Here is a 17,959-nt window from a genome sequence, read left to right on the forward strand (position 1 = left end):
TGCTCTTACTCGGCAGCTTGTTTTACCTCCAGAAGACCAAAGAGATTACGTGGATCAGCTGGTTCAGCGATCATCTCAAGGTCCTGGGTTGTTTCGTCCTGCTTCACCAGATCGTAGATGTAACGCAGGCCGGAAAAGTCCTCGATGGCAAAGCCAACGGAGTCAAACAGCGTGATATCGCGCTCACTACTACGGCCTTCCGCACCACCGGTGATCACTTCCCAAAGCTCAACAACCGGATAGTCATCATCCAGCTGCTGGATCTCGCCTTCAATGCGGGTCTGTTCCGGGAACTCCACGAAGATCTTGGAACGCAGCAGAATGTCCTTATGCAGCTCGGTCTTGCCGGGACAATCGCCACCAATCGCGTTGATGTGCACGCCGGAGCCGACCATGTTGTCGGTCAGGATCGTGGCTTTCTGCTTGTCCGCAGTCACGGTAGTGATGATGTCCGCGCCGGTGATCGCCTCTTCAGAGCTGCGGCAGATGGTGATGGTGAAGCCCTTGCCATCAAGGTTCGCCGCACACTTCTCCGTCGCTTCCGCATCCGTGTCGTAAAGGCGCAGATTGGTAATGCCCATTACCGCTTTGAACGCCAGTGCCTGAAACTCAGACTGAGCGCCATTGCCGATGATCGCCATGGTTTTAGAATCCGGACGCGCCAGATGCTTCGCCGCCATCACAGAGGTCGCAGCCGTGCGCAGTGCCGTCAGAACCGTCATTTCAGAAAGGAAGAATGGATAGCCCGTATCCACATCTGCCAGCATGCCAAACGCAGTGACAGTCTGCTTGCCTTCCTTGGTGTTTTTCGGATGGCCGTTCACATACTTGAAGCTGTAAAGCTCCCCATCACTGGTCGGCATCAGTTCGATCACGCCAACTTTGGAGTGGCTTGCAACACGAGGTGTTTTGTCAAACAGCGGCCAGCGGCGGTAATCCTGCTCCACATACTCGGTCATGCCCTTCAGGACATTCTCGACACCGTGTTTGTTGACCAAATCCAAAATTTTAGAAACGCTTACGAACTGGACCATATGGGGATACCTATCTTTTATTATGTGACTGAGATCAGGCGCGGTTTGGGTGGTCCAGCACCTGCTTGCCAAACAAGCTGCACACCAGATCCGTCATCAGGGTTGCTGTGCGTCCGCGGACGTCCAGGAACGGGTTCAGTTCCACCAGATCAACCGAAGTCACCAGCTGGCTGTCACAGAGCATCTCCATGATCAGATGCGCTTCACGGAAGGTCGCGCCACCCGGAACCGTCGTCCCCACCGCAGGGGCAATGTCCGGATCAAGGAAGTCCACGTCAAAGCTCACATGCAGACGGCCATTGGCTGCCTTCACACGCTCCAGGAACGCATTGATTGGTTTGACCACACCGTTCTCATCGATACGGCGCATGTCGTAGGTCTCAATACCGGTTTTCTGCAGGGCAGCCCGCTCTGCATTGTCGACGGACCGCAAACCCATCATGCAGATGTTCTCTGGCTTAATTGTTGTGTTCAACTCCGGATAATACCCCTCAAAACCGGAGAGACCACAAAAGTAAGCCGCGGGCGTGCCGTGCAGATTACCGCTGGTCGTTGTGCTGAGATTATGGAAATCAGGATGTGCATCCAGCCAGAGCACAAACTGCTCTTCGCCAGCTTCTGCTGCAGCATGAGCGATACCGCTGACGGTGCCTGCCGCCATGGAGTGATCACCGCCAAGGAAAACTGGCAGATGCCCTTCACGCATTTCATGCAGAGCCACATCATGCAGCTTAGATGTCCAGCTGATTGTCTCACTCAAATGGTGGATAGCGCTGTTGGAATGAACCCGATCAGGACTTGCCTCTGGTAAAATGTTGCCCCGGTCTATAACGGAGTAGCCCAGTGCCTCAAGGGAGCCTTGCAGTCCGGCAGTTCGCAGAGCATCCGGGCCCATCACGCAGCCCTGAATGTTGGTTCCTGTCTGTACAGGTGCACCTACGAGCACAACGGTATTCTTCATTCCCACTTCCCGTTTAATTCCAATATGGGGTATTATCCTTGTGGAAGTGGCGGTAAAAAGCTGGCATTGTGATCAAAATGGTGGTCGCATTGGCCAGAATGGTAAGTAAGGTTACGCACTTTGGATGATATAGATCAAAAAATCATCGCGATACTACGTAGGAATGCGCGGGCGAGTGTTTCTGATCTAGCCCTTGAGCTGAAGATATCTCGCTCAACGGTGCGCGCGCGCATGGAGCGTTTGAAATCAGCTGGTGATATCCTCGGCTACACAGTGGTGCTGCGAGGCGATGTCTTTGAACAACCTGTTCGTGGCATAATGATGATCAAGATCGAGGGCAAAGGCACCCAACGCATCGTCAACCAGCTCAACAAGATGACTGAAGTTTCCGCTCTGCACACCACAAACGGCAAGTGGGATCTGATCCTGGAGCTGGGCACGGACACGCTGGTGCACTTCGATGATGTGCTGCGTCGCATCCGCCTGATCGACGGTATCTCCGCCAGTGAAACCAACCTTCTCCTCTCCACCAAACGCACTAGCGAAGCCCGCCGTAACGTTCTGCTGGATTAGAGGCAGACAACAAAACCACCAGTGCATCTGATGCGCACTGGTGGTGACGCTTAAACGTCAGGCTTCAGCGTGGAAGCCGCTGATGACAACTTTGCCAAGAGCTTCACCGGATTGCAGCCTGTCATGGGCTTTGGCGACATCCAGCACGCTGAACTCCGTCTCATCCAGTAGCGGGGTGATTTTGCCCTCATCCACCAGCTTGGCAATCTGCTCCAAAATCTCACCATGCACGCGGCGGTTCTTACCTGTCACCATCGGGATCAGCATCAGCACACTGTGGAAGCTCAACCCCTTCAGGGCCACTTGCAACACATCGGCAATCGGCAGGATTGTAGCAACCGCGCCGTTCATGCGAGCTGCTTCAAAGCTCTTTTGAATGTGCTCACCGGCGATGGTGTCAAACACCGCATCAAACCCTTCACCGCCGGTGTGTTGAGCTACATACTCGGCAACCGATGTTTCCTCTGCATTCACCACATGATCTGCGCCCAGCTTCTCAGCGGCTGCAAGGTTCTTGGCAAGAGATGTGGTCGTTACCTTCGCTCCCAGCGCTTTTGCCAGCTGAACGGCGACATGACCAACACCACCTGTCGCGCCATGCACCAACACCTTGTCATCCGCGGAAACCTTCAGCTTCTGCACCAGTGCTTCCCAGGCTGTGATGGAAACCAGCGGAAGCGCTGCTGCCTGTCTCATGGTCAATGAGTTGGGCTTGTGAGCTATTAGGTCCGCATCAACCAGCATGTACTCACTCAAAGCGCCATTGATGCCAGCCACGCCACCCGCGCAGCCATACACACGGTCACCAACGTTGAAGCGTGTAACACCAGTGCCAACTTCCTCAACAATGCCAGCAACATCGCCATGCAGAACCTGAGGAAGGTTCTCCGACCACGGCGTTTCAGTGGACCGCAGCATCGAGTCCAGCGGGTTCACGCTTGTTGCGCAAACTTTCACAACAACATGTCCGGCAGTGGCCCTTGGTTTTTCCAGTTTAGCCAGCTCAAACAAATCGCTTGCGCCCAGACCGTTCAAAATCATCGCTTTCATGAGAAGCCTCACTCGTTATGGGTGAGGCGACCTTATTTTTGCGGCTGATGCAGAACAATGCGGCTGTAAACAAATCATTTTTGCGTATAAGGCAATAATGAGTGTTTGAAATCGGAGGAAGCCACCATGATGAAGCGCATTGCCTACTTCAACGCCGTCATGGAGGAGCAAAGCATCACGGAAGCAAGTCGCCGCTTTGATTTGCAGCCCTCCTCCATCTCCCGTCAGATTGCCAGCCTTGAAGAAGAACTCGGTGTTCGTCTCCTAAACCGCAATACAAGAAAGGTTTCTCCCACTGAGGCAGGCCTTCGGTTTTACAGCTACTCCCGGCAGATCCTCTCTGACCTTGATGAAGCCAAACGCGCAATCAGTGACTTACAGCAGGAGCCTCAAGGCACGCTCACCATCAGCTCCACTGTCGGCTTTGGCGAAACCGTTATCCTGCCGCTGGTTCCGACCTTTATGGCGGAGTATCCGAAACTGAAGATCAAGGTTGAGCTGACCGAGCGGGTCGTGGACCTGATTGAGGAAGGCGTTGATGTGGCAATTCGCAGTGGAACTCTGGCAGATTCCTCTCTCATTGCCCGCCACCTTTTGCCAAACAACTTCATCATCTGTGCCAGTCCAACCTATCTGAGGCAGGCAGGAACTCCCGAAACCCCGCAGGATCTGACCCAACATCGTGCGATTAAGTACGGCTATGCAGGCTGGGCCAACTGGTTCCAAATCTCAGATAAAATTGAGAGACTTACTTTAAGCGACACTCTGGAAACAAACAGCGTCAACGGGCAGAAGCAACTGATCCTGAATCACGGAGGACTGGCCCTCATTCCACACTGGGCCGTGCGGCGAGAACTGGCGACAGGGGAGTTGGTTCAGGTGCTGCCAGACCTAACCTTTAGCCCTCACGGCCAGCAGACATCCACCCACGCTATTTATCTGAAACGGGAACTCATCTCGCCCAAAATCAAAGTCTTCATGGACTACATCACCAAAAGCATCAGGACTGCGAGTTAACCCGCAATTGACAAGAGAACGATGTTCACTTAAATGGTGCCGCAACGAAAATGCGAGGGCCAGATGGACTTCATTCACTACACGCTGCAATGGTGCAAAGGCGAAATTCTGGAAGCATCGATCTTTGGCACTGCAGGCTTGGTCATCTTGCTCTCCGGTATCGCTTTCGGCTGGTTTGGCTCCACACCAAGCGCCAAGGCAATGATGATCCCACTTATCGTGTTGGGCACCATTGGCTTCACAACAGGCATCTTTGGTGTGGTCAACAACACCCAGCGCATGACCACGTTTTCAGAGCAGTACCAAGAAGACCCTGCAGGCTTCGTCGCGGAAGAAAAGCAGCGTGTTGAAGGGTTTGAGAAGATCTTCCGTATCACATACCCTCTCGCGATTGCATTCGCTTTGGGCGGCCTCGCCTTATTCTTCCTGTTCAACAATACCCACGCCAACGCCATCGGCGTGACCCTGCTGATGCTCGCCACGCAAGGCCTCATCGTCGACATGTTCGCCGCTGAACGAGGCGACATCTACTACAAGCATATCCTTGAGGCACAAGCCGCTAGTGGCCAAACAACTCCTTGATCAACCCGCGCAGCCATTCATGAGCTGGGTCGTGATGCTGCCTTGCATGCCAGTGCAATCCAACTTTGTGCCCTTGAAGTTCAATAGGTAGGCCGAAGCTCGTGAGTTCAAAGCGCTTCAGATAGTCCAGTGTTATCAGGCGGGGCAGGGTCGCAATGAATGCTGACCCTTCAAGAACATGAGGTATCGTGTGCACATGAGAGCTGCGCAACACCACCTTGCGCTTCTTGCCAAGTTTGGACAAAGCAACATCCACAGTGCTTCTGCCATACCCCTCCAGCGAAAACAGCAGGTGCTCACGCTGGCAGTACTCCTCCAATGACATCTGGCCACCCTCAGGCCCGTAATGTGCCGAAGCCACGCCCACATAGTCGTCGGAATACAGAGGTTCATAGGAAAGGTTGGCGACGTCTTGCTTCGGGGCAAGAACCAGATCCACTTGCCCTGTGCTGAGGTGCTCACTCACATGGGCGCGCTGTATTTGCGAGGTGGTGATGCTGACCCCTGGTGCGTGCTCAGCCAGCACCTTCAGAAGACGCGGCAAAACCAGCATGCCGTTATAGTCGCTGATGGAGATACGAAAATCCCGCGTAAGTCCTGCGGGATCAAAGCTTTCGCGGCTCTCAAAACTGCGCAGCATTTCCAGTGCATCCAGAACACGGCCTGCCAACTGCTCCGCCAGATCTGTTGGCACCATGCCTTCTGCAGTGCGGATGAAAAGAGGATCCTGAAAGGTATCCCGCAAACGACGCAGCGCATTGCTGACAGCAGGCTGCGTCAGGTTCAGTCGCTTGCTAGCTCGTGTCAGGTTGCGTTCCGAGTAAACCGCTTCAAACACCAGAAGCAGGTTGAGATCCATGCTGCTTAAATTCATGAAGTGAATAATAGACCATAATGAAAATAAACTTCAATGAGTGCGGGCAGAACGATACCTTCTTGGGACGGAAGAACGAGCAAGGAGGCAACGCAATGCATGAGATAAGCCACGGCCAATGTTCCTGCGGTGGAACGCACGTGCAGCTGAAACTGCATAAGCCTCTCAGCGAGTACACACCTCGCCGATGCTCTTGTGACTATTGCACTCAACATGATGGCATCTACCTGTCTCACCCCAAAGGGGAGCTCCTTATCGAAGCATCGCAGCCACTGACTGAAGAAAAGCAGGGAAGCCAACAAGCAACCATCCTCTTCTGCCCAGCTTGCAACGACATGATTGCCGTCACCTGCCAGATAAACGACCAACTCAAAGGCGCCGTCCGGGCTCCACTCCTCAAAGACTACCCAGTCTTGCCCGCTGCACAGCCAGTCTCCCCAGCCTCACTCTCTCCCGAAGAAAAACTAAACCGCTGGGATCAGGTCTGGCTGTCAGTTGATCTGAAAGTGACGCAATGACGGAAGCTGAGTTTGTGTTAGACGATCAAACTTCAACCTTGGCATCTGTGGAGCCAGAGGTGACGTCACACCCACATCGGGGAATACAGCTTACATTTGCTGAAAATGACACCGCCGAGGCATTTCTAAGCTTTCTCGAAGCACGATATTTAGTGCTCTACAAGCTGGCCTCAGATGAAGCTGGAAACCCGCAGCTCACCTTCGGCAAAGCAGCCTCAGCCGAAAATGTCACCCTGCTATACCGCGTTTTCGCAGCTGAAAGCGGCAGGGAGAGCGGTGCTAGCTGAAAATGCAAGCTGCTGCTGCCTGAGTTGGCTTGATAAAAAGAAAAAGAGCCCTGAGCGCGTCTTGGAGGACGCTCAGGGCTCTTGAGTTTACAAATACCTTGGCTTGATGGGGGCGAGTGCCTTACGCTTCTGCTGGCGTAAGTGCTTGTTGTTGTTGCTTTCTCAATTTTGCCAAGTGGTAAATGTTGATGAACACGCACATGCCGTTGAGCAAAACAACCGGGTAAGCATCAACTGCAACACCATAGATGGTGAACAGGATACAACCGATCATGTTGATCACACGAAGCCACAGGACGTTGCCCATCAGGAGGGAAGTCATCACGGTGATTGAGGCCAGATAGCCTACAAGTTCCATATTCATTATGCGTCAGCCATTTCAGGTGTTGTTGCATAAGCAGTTTCCAGAGCAAGCTCCATCATCTGGTTGAAGCTGGTCTGGCGTTCTTCAGAGGAAGTCTCTTCTGCAGTGATCAGGTGATCAGAAACGGTCAGCACGCACAGCGCTTTCACGCGGAACTCCGCAGCAATCGCAAACAGGGCCGCAGCTTCCATTTCCACTGCCAGAACGCCCATTTTCTGCATGGCTGGCAGTAGAGCAGGATTGGAACCGTAGAACAGGTCACCAGAGAGAATGTTGCCGAAGCGCGGCGAGAGGTCGAGCTCTTTCGCAGCTTCAGAACAAGCTTTCAGCAGTTCAAAATCCGGAGCAGCAGCATAGTCATAGCCTGCAAAGCGATCACGGATCATCGCGGAGTTGGTGCTGGCGCTGGTCGCAACGATCAGATCGCGCAGTTTCAGCTCTTCATCAACACCACCGCAGCTGCCGACGCGGATGAGCTGCTTGACGCCGTAAAAGTTGATCAGCTCATGTGCATAGATCGAGATGGATGGCATACCCATACCATGCGCCATAACGGAAAGTGGTTTACCCTTGTATTCACCAGTAAAACCAAGCACGTTACGCACGTTAGTAACTTCGCGTACATTTTCCAGATAGGTTTCTGCAATATACTTTGCGCGAAGCGGATCACCCGGCATGAGGACTGTTTCAGCAAAGTCTCCAGTCTGGGCGTTGATATGCGGTGTCATCAAGATTCTCCTATGCAGCTTGCAAGGAGAAAGGTAGAAATATCTCCGATTCAAAAACAGGACAATTGTCCGCATCTCTGAATTAAATAATGCAAAAATGACAATTAAATCGCTCGCTGAAATTGGACATAAGGAAGTCTTGGAATGGATCAAATCTGGCCCGTTCCTTTTGCGCCATATGGAGCCTGGAGAATACCTCCTCCGGCAAGGCCAGACCCTTGAGCACCTCTATTGGATAGACGACGGATATTGCACGGTCAGCTACACAGCAGCCAATGGGCGCCGCTTCAGTCATGGCCGCTTCAACATAGAAGACCGCCTCTACGGAGAGATTGAGTTCCTCACCGGCAAGCCGATCCAGTTCGACATCCGCTGCGATGGTCCGGTGAGCGTCCGCGTGATCCCGATTGCTGAGCTGGAAGCATTACTGGTTCAGCACCCGCATGTGGGCATTTGGCTCAGCCAATGTCTGGCAGATACCTATCAGGGCGTGATGGATCGGGTTACATCGCATTTCATGTACCCGCTGGCCTACAACATCGCCAAAGACCTGATGCTCCGCGAGCTGGGCAACAAGCCACCAATCCAGTTTGAGCGTGTCTTCCGGGAAGCTGAGCGCTTCGGTTGCTCCGAACGCGTCTATCGCCGCGCCGTCAGCCAACTGATCGAGCTGGGCCTCGTCGAAAAACGAGGCCGCGAACTCAAAGTCGCCAACAAAGACAAGCTGCAACGCTACCTCTCCGACGAAGAAGAGCGGTAATCAAACCGCCTTTGGCTCCTGCGCCACAAGCAACAACACCTCATGCGGTGATCTCATAACGCCGTGGTGCTCTTCCAGACACTTGCTGATCTCAGCACGCAACTGCGTTTGTTGTGCCTCCGTCGCCTCATTGCCGGGAGGATAGGACGTCAAGGTTGCGAACACGGTCTCAGCGTCATCAATCTCGTAGATGTCTTTATAAGTCAGCAGAGTGATTGAGTTGAAACGCTGCTGCAGCTGGCCTGCTACGTCAGCAGGTGGTGCAATCACAGTGGAAGGGTCAACTGGAGCCACATCAAACACCCGGCTGTTGATCTCATAAATCTGCTTCAGGTTGGAGGGGCTGTTAAGCGAGATGACAAGCCGTCCATCTGGTTTCAGGATACGCTGCATCTCATCCATGGCTTTATCGGGATCCGACAGGTGATAGACCATGTGCATCGCCATCACCATATCGCAGGAAGCATCCTCAAACGGGATTGCCTCAGCCTTTTCAACATAACCGGAAACACGCTGCACGGCAGAAAGCGCTTCCAGAGCACCTTTGGCCTCAGCCACCATCTGCGCGGATTGATCGAGCAATGAAACATCCAGCCCATTTGGTAGCACATGTTGATTGGCTGTCCAGAACCAGCCCGTGCCACACCCAATGTCTGCGATCTTGCTGTTTTCGCGAAACCCCATGTGTTTGTAAGCCCACTCAAACCAGTTCTTATTGGCATAACGCCGGTGCAGGTTCGCGCGGGTTCTAAGATTTGAGCTGGTCTTGTATTGCTGAGTAACATCGACAGACATGAGCGATCCAATCTTTGCAATAGGCATCAGGAAATCGGAGGGGCGCAGCAAGTGGTTGCCCTACAAGGTCTATTTTCCTCGCATTAAAAGCGGCATTCAAATGAAAATCCGTAATCTTTGGCTGGGCACGACTGATTAACACTAACGCCAGCATTTCGCCTTGCCTGTGAGATGCCCTACCATCTCACCATTGCCCACGAACCACACCGTGATAATATGTGCGCGCTGCATTTCCTGATCGTAGGGAGGCATCATGTCTGGCGCATCAAGACGGGACTTTTTCAAAGCTGCCATGGCAGCAGGGGTTGGCGGAGCAGTGGCAACACAAGCCTCCGCAGCTGAGTATCCATCAGGGCCATTCTGGAACAACGTTCCCGAACCAGACCTGGCAAACAAAGAACTCCCGAGATTCAAGTTTGAGCTGGAGAAAACCACCGGACGCGTCGATGGCGGCAGCTTTGGCAAAGAGGCTACTGTCGAACAGTTCCCCATCTCAACAGGCATTGCCGGTGTGTCCATGAAGCTGGAACCGGGTGTCGCCCGCGAACTGCACTGGCACGCAACAGCCGCGGAGTGGGCCTTCGTCATGGATGGCCGCTGCCGGACCACAGTCATCAATCCCAACGGTCAATCCGCAACGGATGATTTTGAACCCGGTGACGTCTGGTACTTTCCAAGAGGGCACGGGCATTCCATCCAATGCCTGGGGGATGAACCCTGCCACTTCATTCTGATTTTTGATAACGGCTACTTCTCAGAGTTCGGCACCTTCAGCATCACAGACTGGCTGGGGCATACGCCAAAGAACCTGCTGGCCAAGAACCTCGGTATGCCAGAAAGCGCGTTCGACAACTTCCCCAAATCAGAAGCCTACTTTGTCAACGGCGTCATCCCTCCGGAGCAACCAACCCTTCCGCATCAGGGGGAGTTCAATCCCACTCCGGAAGCGCACAAATACAGCCTCCTGAAACAAGAGCCCAAGGTAACGCGCAAGGGTGGACGTATATGGCGTGTCAGCCAGAATGAGTTCCCCATTGCAACAACCATCACCGGCCTTGTTTTGGAGCTTGATCCAGGTGCGCTAAGAGAACTTCACTGGCACCCCAATGCGGATGAATGGCAGTATGTGATGGAAGGCAGCATCAGCGTCACCATGTTCGGTGCCAAAGGCCGCTATGCCATTGAAACTCTGAGTAAAGGAGATGTCGGCTATATCCCGCAAGGCTACGGGCACTCCATTGAAAACACAGGAACAGAAAAGGCGCGCATTCTGATTGCCTTTAACACCGGTGAGTATCAGGCCATCGACCTGTCAGAATGGCTTGCCAGCAATCCGGATTACCTGCTGACAGCGCACTTCAATCAGCAATCCAGAGCTGTCAGACAGTTTCCGAAACGAGATGTTTTCATCACCACTAAGGAGGGATAAGCACAGAGCCAAAGAGATCAAGTTTTGGGAGTAAATCTGTTTGATCCCCCGATGCTCTGATGGCAAATTGCTGAAGGTGGACCACGAAGCGAACAAGGGAGGGAAGGTGTGCAGCAAAATCAAACCAGCACGTCTCTGCCTGAAACGCTCGCTCAGGTCTGGCATCATTCCGGACAACTGGGCGTCTCCGGTCCAATCCTGCCAGATGGCTGCCGGGATCTGATTGTCACTGAGGTGGAAGGCAATCGCCCTGCCTGGCAAGTCTCTGAGCTGTTTGACGAACCCCACCAAACCGATCGCATCACTGTAAACCGCATGATCGGTTTCCGCCTCAAGCCGGGCACGCAGGTCAATGAGCCAGCATTGCTCGCAGCGCTGAAGGGGCTGGGGTCATGGGATGAAGCCACCATCTATGAGCTGCTCGCAGACCACACCCGTCTCAATACGCGCGTGTCTGAAGCGCTGGGCTGTATTGCGGAGGAGCAAGTGTCCATTGCCGCCTCCGCGGGAGCGTTGGGGGTGACGCTCAAAACATTGCAGCGCACCTTAGCGCGCCACACCAACCGTTCACCAGTCTACTGGCGTCAGCTTGCCCGCATCCGCAAAGCCGCCCGACGCGTTGATACCGTCGAAAACTGGGCCGATTTTGCCCTCGACAACGGCTTCTCTGATCAGGCGCACATGAGCCGCGAATTCCAACGCTGGTTTGGCGTCTCGCCCATGCAATTCGCCGCAAACACAAGCTTTAAACAACAAGCCCAATCCGTTGCCTTTGGTTAGCTTTAAGCCGGAGCCGTCACCGGCGAACATATCTCGATCAGGAAACCGTTCATGTCCTTCACGTAGGAGGTCGTTTGCCCCCACGGCTCTTCCTTCACCTCCTGCACAAGCTCAGCACCTGCGGACAACGCTTTTGCAAGGCCGCCAGCCACATCCTCAGTCTGGAAAGCAACCTCAAAGCACGGATTGCTCGCATCTGCATGTGAAGGATTTTTGCCAAGGCTTTCCATCAGCTTGAAGGAGGAGAACGACAGAGTTGTTTCTCCGGTTTTCACCTCGCCATAATCACCTTCTTCGGTGATCAGACCAGGCTCCACATCAAAGGCCTTGCAGTAAAAGTCGATGGTTTCGCGTGGGTTCTCAACGTACATGATGACGTATTTCAAGTGCATGGAATCTCTCCTGTTTTCCTGAGAAGAAACCTAACCAGCCACAGCCTGCACGTATTGAAAAAAAGCGACACTTTCAGAAGAAGCTCTCTGATCACTCGTGGATGCAAACACGAGGGAATCTGTTAGGCTCCCTCAGGTTCCTGCCAGCGAGCGAGGCTGCTTCATGCGCAATTTCCGCAAAGTCCTGTACGTTCTGATCACCTGCTTCATCAGCGGCTATGGCGCTTACTTCGCCTACACCGCGTTTTATGAAGGCACCCTGTTCAACGTCATCGCAGGCTTGCTGATTAGCGCAGTCGGCATCGTAGGGCTCTACGGCACATTTCGCGGCAAAACGCAGGACAATAATGAGGGGAGGGGATGATGAGCGATCTATCTGAATACAAGGCCAAATCAGGCCGTTTTGAACCGGTCTGGACAATCGAAATCCAAACACTGCCGGAAGATACGGACCGCATACTGGATGCCGTCATGCAAGTGCATCCGCTCAGCTTTGGCCGCTACCAACGCAACGCAAGCATCTCCGCAATCGGCAGGGAAACCTCTCAGCCAGAACCAAACTCCACCACCACAACCCACGTGGATGGTTTCGAAGCAGGGATGACGGAAACCTACCCCATGGTGGAGCTCAAAATCTCCATCGAGCGTGACCTGCAAATCCTCGAAAAGGTCATGGATGCCATCCTCCACGTCCACCACTACGAAGAACCCGTCATCTTCCTCCGCGAAGACTGGGCCAGCCGCGCCGCCTACAACCCCAACAGCACCAACCCAAACCGCTGGTGGAACAACGGCAAAGGCATGCCGGAAAAGGTGGGGTGAACCTGAGAGACAAAAAGCCTCTCAGGACAAAATTCTTGAAGCGGTGTGCTTAGAACTGAACCGGCACTGTTTCGCCAGTAGAAATCTTACACTGGCCAACGCCGCCATCCGCAAACCCGAGGCTTGGGTTGCTCAGGGTGATCTGGCACTGCATGGAACGAGCAGCGCTGAACAGTACGCCTTTGGCTTTGGAACTGTAGGTGGTGGAAGAGCTGGAGGTGAAGAAGTCATCGTCGTCATCTTCATAGAAGAAGCCGTCTTCAACGCTCTCGGTCTGCTTCTTCTCAGTCACCAGCTTACCGGTGAAGAACTCACCGCTGGAAAGCGTCGCCACAACAGAAGCTGCGCCATTGTCGAGAAACTCTTCGGTCACCTGAAACGTCACGCTCTGGGAGTTCTTGCCATCCTTGCTGACAACACGGCCTTGCCCCGTAGTGGTCGACTGACAGCCCACCAAAGCTGAAAATGCAGCAACGCACACACCGATTTTTAGAATAGTCTTCATTGTAATTCACCAATCCCGAATAATTGAATGTCGGGTTTGGCTGTCAGGAAATGAGTTTAAATACCACAGTCACCACAGCCAAAAGCCCCTGAACCGGCTGTAGGTCAGGGGCTATGAGACCAGCAATCACAAAAAGCACAGTAACGAAAAGATTTCGCTCTCTAGAACTCCACTGGGAACGTGCCGCCATTGGAAAGCTTACACTGCCCAACACCGCCGTCAGAGAAGCCACCGGCAGGATTGGAAAGCGTCACGACACAGCGCATGCTGCGTTTGGCACTGAACAGCACACCACGTGCGTAAGGGCTGTAGGTGGTCGAGAAGGTTGAGACAAGGAACGGCCCGTCATCAAACCCGTCAAAATCATCGAAGTCGTCGAAATCATCAAAGCCGCCGAAGTCGCTCTCTCCAACGTTGGTGGTCTCGCTCTTCGCTGTAACGAGCTTACCCGTAAACACTTCGCCATCAGGCAGAGTGGCAGTCGTCGCTGCGCCACCACCGCCAAAGAAGTTTTCGGTCACTTCAAACTGAACGTCTTTACCACCCAGGCGACCCTGACCAGGCGTCGTTGTCTGACATCCCGCCAAACCAGCAATGGCAATCAGGCACAGGCCTGTCGTGAAATAGCGTCTCATTCTGCGTTCCAATCCCGAATTAAAATGCAAGAGCGTCGGGCCAGAATTGCAGACAATGGTTTCCAAACGTCTTCAAACACCGCTTCCAGCACCACTTGAAATACCGCTGAAATCTTGGGCTAGAAGAACTATTTCTTCTTACCGCGGCGTATAGCCCCCCGCCGTTGCCGGAACATGCCTTTGCGTTGTTTGGTGACTTGTTGCTTGAGGAGCCGCTCCATGCTGGCAATCAGGCTGCGCAGGAAGCCGAACTGAACCTCAGCTTCGGTGATCTTTCCGTTTTTCAGGAAGCTCTCAATCTTGTAAGCAGCCTCGCTGGCAGTCTCGTTGTGATCGACGAAGATGGCCATGTCATCATCGTCCTGAATGACACTGCGCTGACCGAAGAGCTGGTTGATGGTGTCTGCCAGCTCCTCAACCTTGATCTGATAGGCCTCAAGCGTTGCAGCAGTGCGCTGGCCGCGCTCAAAGGCAGCCCGCACATTCTCCATGGCTGCCTCCACCTTATCAAAGGCACTCTTGGCATCTCGCCCACCCAGCTGAGCTTCGGCATCTTGCAGATAGGTTTCAACCTCTTTGACGAGGCCGTTGAACTCAGCGAGGTCCTCTTTGTTTTTGAAGAGATCTTTGCGTTTTCCGAAGGACTTAAGCTGTCGATAGGTTTGCTCAATGCCAATCGAGATGCTCTCATCCTCATCAATCTCTGGTGTCTGGTTCTCGGCAGAAGGCAGCGGAGCGTCTTTGAGCATTTCTTTCAGATTTGCCACGCACTCATCAAACTTGGCGAACTGAATTTCAACTTCCTTGCCATTCTCGGCTTTCAGATTGTCCAGCATCACCTGAGCGCAAACGAGCGCCATAGCATGTTGCTTGGTAAAGCGCTCAAGCAAAGCCTCATTCCCATCAAAACGGTATTGCTGGGCAAACAGCTGCGAGAGTTCACTCTGCTTGTCAGAAACCTGAATGATCAGATCAGACCGCAACATGTCGCGATTTTCGCAGGTCTCAGCATAGGCTTCTTCAAGGGCCTGCTTGTCGTCCTCCAGCTTATCAAGCAGGGTCTTGGCATGCTCCGCGATCTGATCCTTGATGGCTTTATGCAGATTGCGCAGCGTCTCTTGCACCCTGTTGTGAGCATTATCAAACTGCGCCAGATCCACACTCCAGTCATCAAACTCAGCCCGTTTCTGATAGATGCCGGAAATCAGCGTATCGTAATAAGTTGCGCCTTCAGAAAGACCATTCAACAGGGAGGTCAGAATCTGTCGGCTGTTGTCCTGAATAGTCTGCATCACACTCAGAACCTGCTTGGCTGCTGAGGCCGAGGCACGAGCACCTTCCAAATCTCCTGCTGTCAGAGCAGCGCTAGCCTCTTCCTGCTGCTGCATCGCTGAGGCGTAGGCTTCCTCCAGATCTTTCACATATTCATCGACGCAATGTGGCCGGGCCTGACTGAAGATCGTGTTGATCGCATTTCGGATCTGATCCAGCTGCTGCCCCAACTCCTTTTGCTCAGCCGCTTTAGGATCAATAGCTTCCGCTTGTACCTCTTGCTCCTGAACTGGCGCCTCAGTGGCTTTGGGTTCAGCCTTTGCTTTCTTTTTCTTCGGCGGCTTTTGGGTGACACACCGCTCCAGATTGGCCAGCGCAACTTTCAGATTGCTCAGGATCGCGCGAGCATCCTTCACTCTGCCTTCCGCAATCAGGCCCTCTACCTGAAAGGCGAAATCTGTGGCGATGCTGTTGTAACTGAGGAAGTCATTTTTATGATCCGGGTTTTGCAAGGCCATACCTTGGTCATAAACCGCAGTAATCCGGTCTTTGGCAGCTTCAACATCAGCAAGGAACCCTTCCACCTTTGCAGCTGTGTCAGCCCCGCGTTCATAGGCAATTTCCATGGAATCGAGTGTGACACGCGCGTTGTCCAGCGCATCCTCTGCATTCGCAAACCGCTTTCTCGCCAGCTGGTCCTCTGCCTGAGAAACATAATCGGCAGCCTTGTCAAAAAGGTTCGCGTAGATCTTGAGCTCTTCATTGTCCCGGAAAACGCTGCGCATCTTATCGTAGTCCTGAACATCAGCCCGTACACGCGCAATGGCCTTCTCCAGCATCTCGTGCGCTTCGTCTTCCGTTGCCGCACTGCTGACCTGAGGCATCCAAAGCAGGCTCTTCGCTTCCTTCTCCAGTCTCTTCAAACCATTGCGGGAGTTGCCAACGGCCTGATCCGCTTCCTCAACCCGCTGGCCTTGCATGCACACTTCAGCATAATCAATCAGTGCCGATACTTCTGCGCATACCGCATCAAACCGGCCAAGTTGTTTTCCGCCAAACTTCTCATCGGCCTGAGCATACTTTTCAAAGTCCCTGCGCTTGTCAGCCAACGGCTCCAGTGCTCTTCGCAAATCCCGAATTTGCTCAGCAAGAACCTCAAGCGCACTTTCGGCCTCCGCAATGTAATCCTTCATGTCCTCAGCAGCATCACGCACATCATGAATGCTGGCCTGTGCCGAAAAACCGTTCCGCGCCAGCAAAGCCGCTTGCGCTCCAAGGATCGCAGTCTGCGCAGACTGATAAGCCGCTTCAAAGGACGGGTAGTTGATGCCGTGGTTCTTGACCAGATCACGCTGGCCGTTGAGCTCATCGACAATTTTCTCTTGCTTTGAAACATCATCGGCAAGCTGTTGAAGGAAGGTCTCATCCACATCGTCAGATGGCGCAAACTCACTCCCCGCAGCGGCTGTGCGTGCCAGCAACAAAATCTGCTGCATTTGAGAAATGGCCTTGTCCGCTTTCGTCAATGCGGCCTCACAATCCCGGCCACGCTTGCCAAGAACAGCATCATTTGCCTTCTTGGCCTCAGCGACAGCTTCATCATGGGCCTTGTTGAATGCACCCAGCTGATCCGGCGTATCATCCAGCGTAATGCTCTGCTCAGTCAGATCCTTGATGGTACGCTCTGCAATTGAAACCTTGAGCAACAGCTCGGTGCCACTCGCATCCGCATATCGCTTCGCACTGTCGGTCGCTTCCTTCAGCTGCGCCAGCTTTTCTTTCGCCACATCCAGAGTGCGATTGACCTCTGACACCACGTAGCCAGAAATAGCGCGGTTCATCTCAGTGAAGTTGTCCAGCGCTGCACTGTAAGCACTATCGACTGCGGAAAGGTCTACGCTCCAGTTTGTCAAAGGCGCGCGTTCTTTGTGGAGCTCTTCAACACGCTGCTGATATCGCGCGGCGGTTTTCTTTAGGTCTTCAAGCTCTTCAACGGCTGTTCCCTGACCCTTCTGATAGGCTGCCTGCATGGTCTTGAGGTAATGATCGGCTTTATCCAGATGACCCTTGATTGCTCCAAGATCATGAAAACCATCCTGATCTTTCTGGCCAGAAACCTCAGTTGCCAGCGCAATTTGCTCTTCACCAAGCGCCTTGGCGGCTTCAAACAGATCCTGAGTTTCATCTTCTTCGGTGAACACCTTGCTGCGTTTGCCTGCAACCTCGATAGATTTTCTGATACGCTTCAGGCGCTTATAGAGGCTGCTCAGTTCCGCATCATGTGCCTTCTTCCGGGCTTCCAGTTCAGAAACGGGCTCTTCGACAGCATCTTCCGTGCTGCCTAGAGAAGAGGTGTTAAGCTCCACATCATCCAGCGGAATTTCCTCAAGCTCTTCATCTTCATGAGGGTCGCCTTCCACTAACGGGAACTTCCACTGCAAGTGCCGGTAGACCTTCTGTGCCCATTGATGCTGTTCGGGTGTGAGCTTGTTTTCTGGCATCGGAAACTCCGCAGTGAATGAGATCGACTGGCTGTAATTTAGTCTCGGATACTCTGGAAATGACGTAGATTCAGGCGTTC

At 53.3% G+C, this 17,959-nt stretch carries 21 protein-coding genes; 10 read left to right on the forward strand and 11 right to left on the reverse strand.

Annotation, left to right across the window (positions count from 1 at the left end; genetic code table 11):
- Window positions 1-5 precede the first annotated feature (5 nt).
- Both PSE_RS03780 and rocF read right to left on the reverse strand, forming a co-directional pair.
- A complete protein-coding gene (locus tag PSE_RS03780) occupies window positions 6-1,034 on the reverse strand; it encodes an ornithine cyclodeaminase (RefSeq protein ID WP_014283637.1) in 1,029 nt (342 codons plus the stop codon).
- 34 nt (window positions 1,035-1,068) lie between these two features.
- Window positions 1,069-1,995: an arginase gene (gene rocF / locus PSE_RS03785; protein ID WP_014283638.1), complete on the reverse strand. Its 927-nt coding sequence runs from the start codon at window positions 1,993-1,995 to the stop codon at window positions 1,069-1,071.
- A gap of 120 nt (window positions 1,996-2,115) precedes the next feature.
- Between rocF and PSE_RS03790 the strand changes: the two genes are divergently transcribed.
- Window positions 2,116-2,568 (forward strand): Lrp/AsnC family transcriptional regulator, encoded by a 453-nt coding sequence (locus PSE_RS03790; RefSeq protein WP_008548611.1) that lies wholly within the window; start codon window positions 2,116-2,118, stop codon window positions 2,566-2,568.
- Window positions 2,569-2,625: 57 nt separating this feature from the next.
- Here the strand turns inward: PSE_RS03790 and PSE_RS03795 are convergent, their stop codons facing one another.
- Complete coding sequence (locus tag PSE_RS03795) at window positions 2,626-3,618, reverse strand: zinc-dependent alcohol dehydrogenase family protein (protein ID WP_014283640.1); 993 nt, start codon at window positions 3,616-3,618, stop codon at window positions 2,626-2,628.
- A gap of 126 nt (window positions 3,619-3,744) precedes the next feature.
- Here PSE_RS03795 and PSE_RS03800 point away from each other — a divergent pair, with 126 nt between their 5' ends.
- A complete protein-coding gene (locus PSE_RS03800; protein ID WP_041767928.1) occupies window positions 3,745-4,635 on the forward strand; it encodes a LysR family transcriptional regulator in 891 nt (296 codons plus the stop codon).
- A 63-nt stretch (window positions 4,636-4,698) separates the two neighbouring features.
- Entirely contained in the window at window positions 4,699-5,217 is a 519-nt protein-coding gene (locus PSE_RS03805) for a hypothetical protein (protein ID WP_014283642.1), read from the forward strand.
- Here the strand turns inward: PSE_RS03805 and PSE_RS03810 are convergent.
- On the reverse strand, window positions 5,195-6,076 hold the full coding sequence (locus PSE_RS03810; protein WP_014283643.1) for a LysR family transcriptional regulator: 882 nt from the start codon (window positions 6,074-6,076) through the stop codon (window positions 5,195-5,197). The two genes, PSE_RS03805 and PSE_RS03810, sit on opposite strands and share 23 nt — an antisense overlap.
- A gap of 110 nt (window positions 6,077-6,186) precedes the next feature.
- Here PSE_RS03810 and PSE_RS03815 point away from each other — a divergent pair, with 110 nt between their 5' ends.
- Window positions 6,187-6,609 carry a hypothetical protein gene (locus PSE_RS03815; RefSeq protein WP_051125976.1) on the forward strand — a complete coding sequence of 141 codons (423 nt, stop codon included), beginning with the start codon at window positions 6,187-6,189 and terminating at the stop codon, window positions 6,607-6,609.
- 59 nt (window positions 6,610-6,668) lie between these two features.
- Window positions 6,669-6,896 (forward strand): hypothetical protein, encoded by a 228-nt coding sequence (locus tag PSE_RS03820; RefSeq protein ID WP_148266082.1) that lies wholly within the window; start codon window positions 6,669-6,671, stop codon window positions 6,894-6,896.
- Between the two features lie 121 nt (window positions 6,897-7,017).
- Here the strand turns inward: PSE_RS03820 and PSE_RS03825 are convergent, their stop codons facing one another.
- On the reverse strand, window positions 7,018-7,260 hold the full coding sequence (locus tag PSE_RS03825; protein ID WP_008548770.1) for a YgjV family protein: 243 nt from the start codon (window positions 7,258-7,260) through the stop codon (window positions 7,018-7,020).
- The gene (gene deoD / locus PSE_RS03830; protein WP_008548225.1) at window positions 7,260-7,988 is read right to left on the reverse strand and encodes a purine-nucleoside phosphorylase; all 729 of its coding nucleotides are present in this window, start codon (window positions 7,986-7,988) and stop codon (window positions 7,260-7,262) included. Before deoD ends, PSE_RS03825 begins: the two co-directional genes overlap by 1 nt.
- Before the next feature lie 97 nt (window positions 7,989-8,085).
- Between deoD and PSE_RS03835 the strand changes: the two genes are divergently transcribed.
- Complete coding sequence (locus PSE_RS03835; protein ID WP_014283647.1) at window positions 8,086-8,748, forward strand: Crp/Fnr family transcriptional regulator; 663 nt, start codon at window positions 8,086-8,088, stop codon at window positions 8,746-8,748.
- On the opposite strand, the gene PSE_RS03840 is transcribed toward PSE_RS03835, so the two are convergent.
- Window positions 8,749-9,543 (reverse strand): class I SAM-dependent methyltransferase, encoded by a 795-nt coding sequence (locus PSE_RS03840; protein WP_208998079.1) that lies wholly within the window; start codon window positions 9,541-9,543, stop codon window positions 8,749-8,751.
- Window positions 9,544-9,796: 253 nt separating this feature from the next.
- Between PSE_RS03840 and PSE_RS03845 the strand changes: the two genes are divergently transcribed.
- Window positions 9,797-10,972, forward strand: coding sequence for a cupin domain-containing protein (locus PSE_RS03845; protein WP_244421344.1), 1,176 nt, complete (start codon window positions 9,797-9,799; stop codon window positions 10,970-10,972).
- A 108-nt stretch (window positions 10,973-11,080) separates the two neighbouring features.
- Entirely contained in the window at window positions 11,081-11,752 is a 672-nt protein-coding gene (locus tag PSE_RS03850) for an AraC family transcriptional regulator (protein ID WP_014283651.1), read from the forward strand.
- Window positions 11,753-11,754: 2 nt separating this feature from the next.
- On the opposite strand, the gene PSE_RS03855 is transcribed toward PSE_RS03850, so the two are convergent.
- Complete coding sequence (locus PSE_RS03855; protein ID WP_014283652.1) at window positions 11,755-12,144, reverse strand: VOC family protein; 390 nt, start codon at window positions 12,142-12,144, stop codon at window positions 11,755-11,757.
- A 163-nt stretch (window positions 12,145-12,307) separates the two neighbouring features.
- On the opposite strand from PSE_RS03855, the gene PSE_RS03860 reads away from it, so the two are divergent.
- Both PSE_RS03860 and PSE_RS03865 read left to right on the forward strand, forming a co-directional pair.
- Window positions 12,308-12,508, forward strand: coding sequence for a hypothetical protein (locus tag PSE_RS03860; RefSeq protein ID WP_014283653.1), 201 nt, complete (start codon window positions 12,308-12,310; stop codon window positions 12,506-12,508).
- A complete protein-coding gene (locus tag PSE_RS03865) occupies window positions 12,508-12,966 on the forward strand; it encodes a hypothetical protein (RefSeq protein WP_208998080.1) in 459 nt (152 codons plus the stop codon). The genes PSE_RS03860 and PSE_RS03865 overlap by 1 nt, the downstream gene beginning before the upstream one ends.
- A 49-nt stretch (window positions 12,967-13,015) precedes the next feature.
- Here PSE_RS03865 and PSE_RS03870 read toward each other — a convergent pair whose 3' ends face one another.
- From PSE_RS03870 to PSE_RS03880, 3 genes are all read right to left on the reverse strand, one after another.
- Window positions 13,016-13,471, reverse strand: a complete 456-nt coding sequence (locus tag PSE_RS03870) for a hypothetical protein (RefSeq protein WP_014283655.1) — start codon at window positions 13,469-13,471, stop codon at window positions 13,016-13,018.
- Between the two features lie 161 nt (window positions 13,472-13,632).
- Window positions 13,633-14,106, reverse strand: coding sequence for a hypothetical protein (locus PSE_RS03875; protein ID WP_014283656.1), 474 nt, complete (start codon window positions 14,104-14,106; stop codon window positions 13,633-13,635).
- 128 nt (window positions 14,107-14,234) lie between these two features.
- The gene (locus PSE_RS03880) at window positions 14,235-17,879 is read right to left on the reverse strand and encodes a hypothetical protein (protein WP_014283657.1); all 3,645 of its coding nucleotides are present in this window, start codon (window positions 17,877-17,879) and stop codon (window positions 14,235-14,237) included.
- Between the last annotated feature and the right edge of the window lie 80 nt (window positions 17,880-17,959).

Source organism: Pseudovibrio sp. FO-BEG1 (assembly GCF_000236645.1).
Taxonomy (GTDB): domain Bacteria; phylum Pseudomonadota; class Alphaproteobacteria; order Rhizobiales; family Stappiaceae; genus Pseudovibrio.

Bases quoted from the DNA above. Each gene is read 5' to 3' on its own strand.
- PSE_RS03870 (WP_014283655.1), bottom strand. From the start codon at position 13,471: ATGAAGACTATTCTAAAAATCGGTGTGTGCGTTGCTGCATTTTCAGCT.
- PSE_RS03855 (WP_014283652.1), bottom strand. From the start codon at position 12,144: ATGCACTTGAAATACGTCATCATGTACGTTGAGAACCCACGCGAAACC.
- PSE_RS03845 (WP_244421344.1), top strand. From the start codon at position 9,797: ATGTCTGGCGCATCAAGACGGGACTTTTTCAAAGCTGCCATGGCAGCA.
- PSE_RS03800 (WP_041767928.1), top strand. From the start codon at position 3,745: ATGATGAAGCGCATTGCCTACTTCAACGCCGTCATGGAGGAGCAAAGC.
- PSE_RS03860 (WP_014283653.1), top strand. From the start codon at position 12,308: ATGCGCAATTTCCGCAAAGTCCTGTACGTTCTGATCACCTGCTTCATC.
- PSE_RS03815 (WP_051125976.1), top strand. From the start codon at position 6,187: ATGCATGAGATAAGCCACGGCCAATGTTCCTGCGGTGGAACGCACGTG.
- deoD (WP_008548225.1), bottom strand. From the start codon at position 7,988: ATGACACCGCATATCAACGCCCAGACTGGAGACTTTGCTGAAACAGTC.
- rocF (WP_014283638.1), bottom strand. From the start codon at position 1,995: ATGAAGAATACCGTTGTGCTCGTAGGTGCACCTGTACAGACAGGAACC.
- PSE_RS03805 (WP_014283642.1), top strand. From the start codon at position 4,699: ATGGACTTCATTCACTACACGCTGCAATGGTGCAAAGGCGAAATTCTG.
- PSE_RS03825 (WP_008548770.1), bottom strand. From the start codon at position 7,260: ATGAATATGGAACTTGTAGGCTATCTGGCCTCAATCACCGTGATGACT.
- PSE_RS03795 (WP_014283640.1), bottom strand. From the start codon at position 3,618: ATGAAAGCGATGATTTTGAACGGTCTGGGCGCAAGCGATTTGTTTGAG.
- PSE_RS03840 (WP_208998079.1), bottom strand. From the start codon at position 9,543: ATGTCTGTCGATGTTACTCAGCAATACAAGACCAGCTCAAATCTTAGA.
- PSE_RS03835 (WP_014283647.1), top strand. From the start codon at position 8,086: ATGACAATTAAATCGCTCGCTGAAATTGGACATAAGGAAGTCTTGGAA.
- PSE_RS03810 (WP_014283643.1), bottom strand. From the start codon at position 6,076: ATGGATCTCAACCTGCTTCTGGTGTTTGAAGCGGTTTACTCGGAACGC.
- PSE_RS03865 (WP_208998080.1), top strand. From the start codon at position 12,508: ATGAGCGATCTATCTGAATACAAGGCCAAATCAGGCCGTTTTGAACCG.
- PSE_RS03875 (WP_014283656.1), bottom strand. From the start codon at position 14,106: ATGAGACGCTATTTCACGACAGGCCTGTGCCTGATTGCCATTGCTGGT.
- PSE_RS03880 (WP_014283657.1), bottom strand. From the start codon at position 17,879: ATGCCAGAAAACAAGCTCACACCCGAACAGCATCAATGGGCACAGAAG.
- PSE_RS03780 (WP_014283637.1), bottom strand. From the start codon at position 1,034: ATGGTCCAGTTCGTAAGCGTTTCTAAAATTTTGGATTTGGTCAACAAA.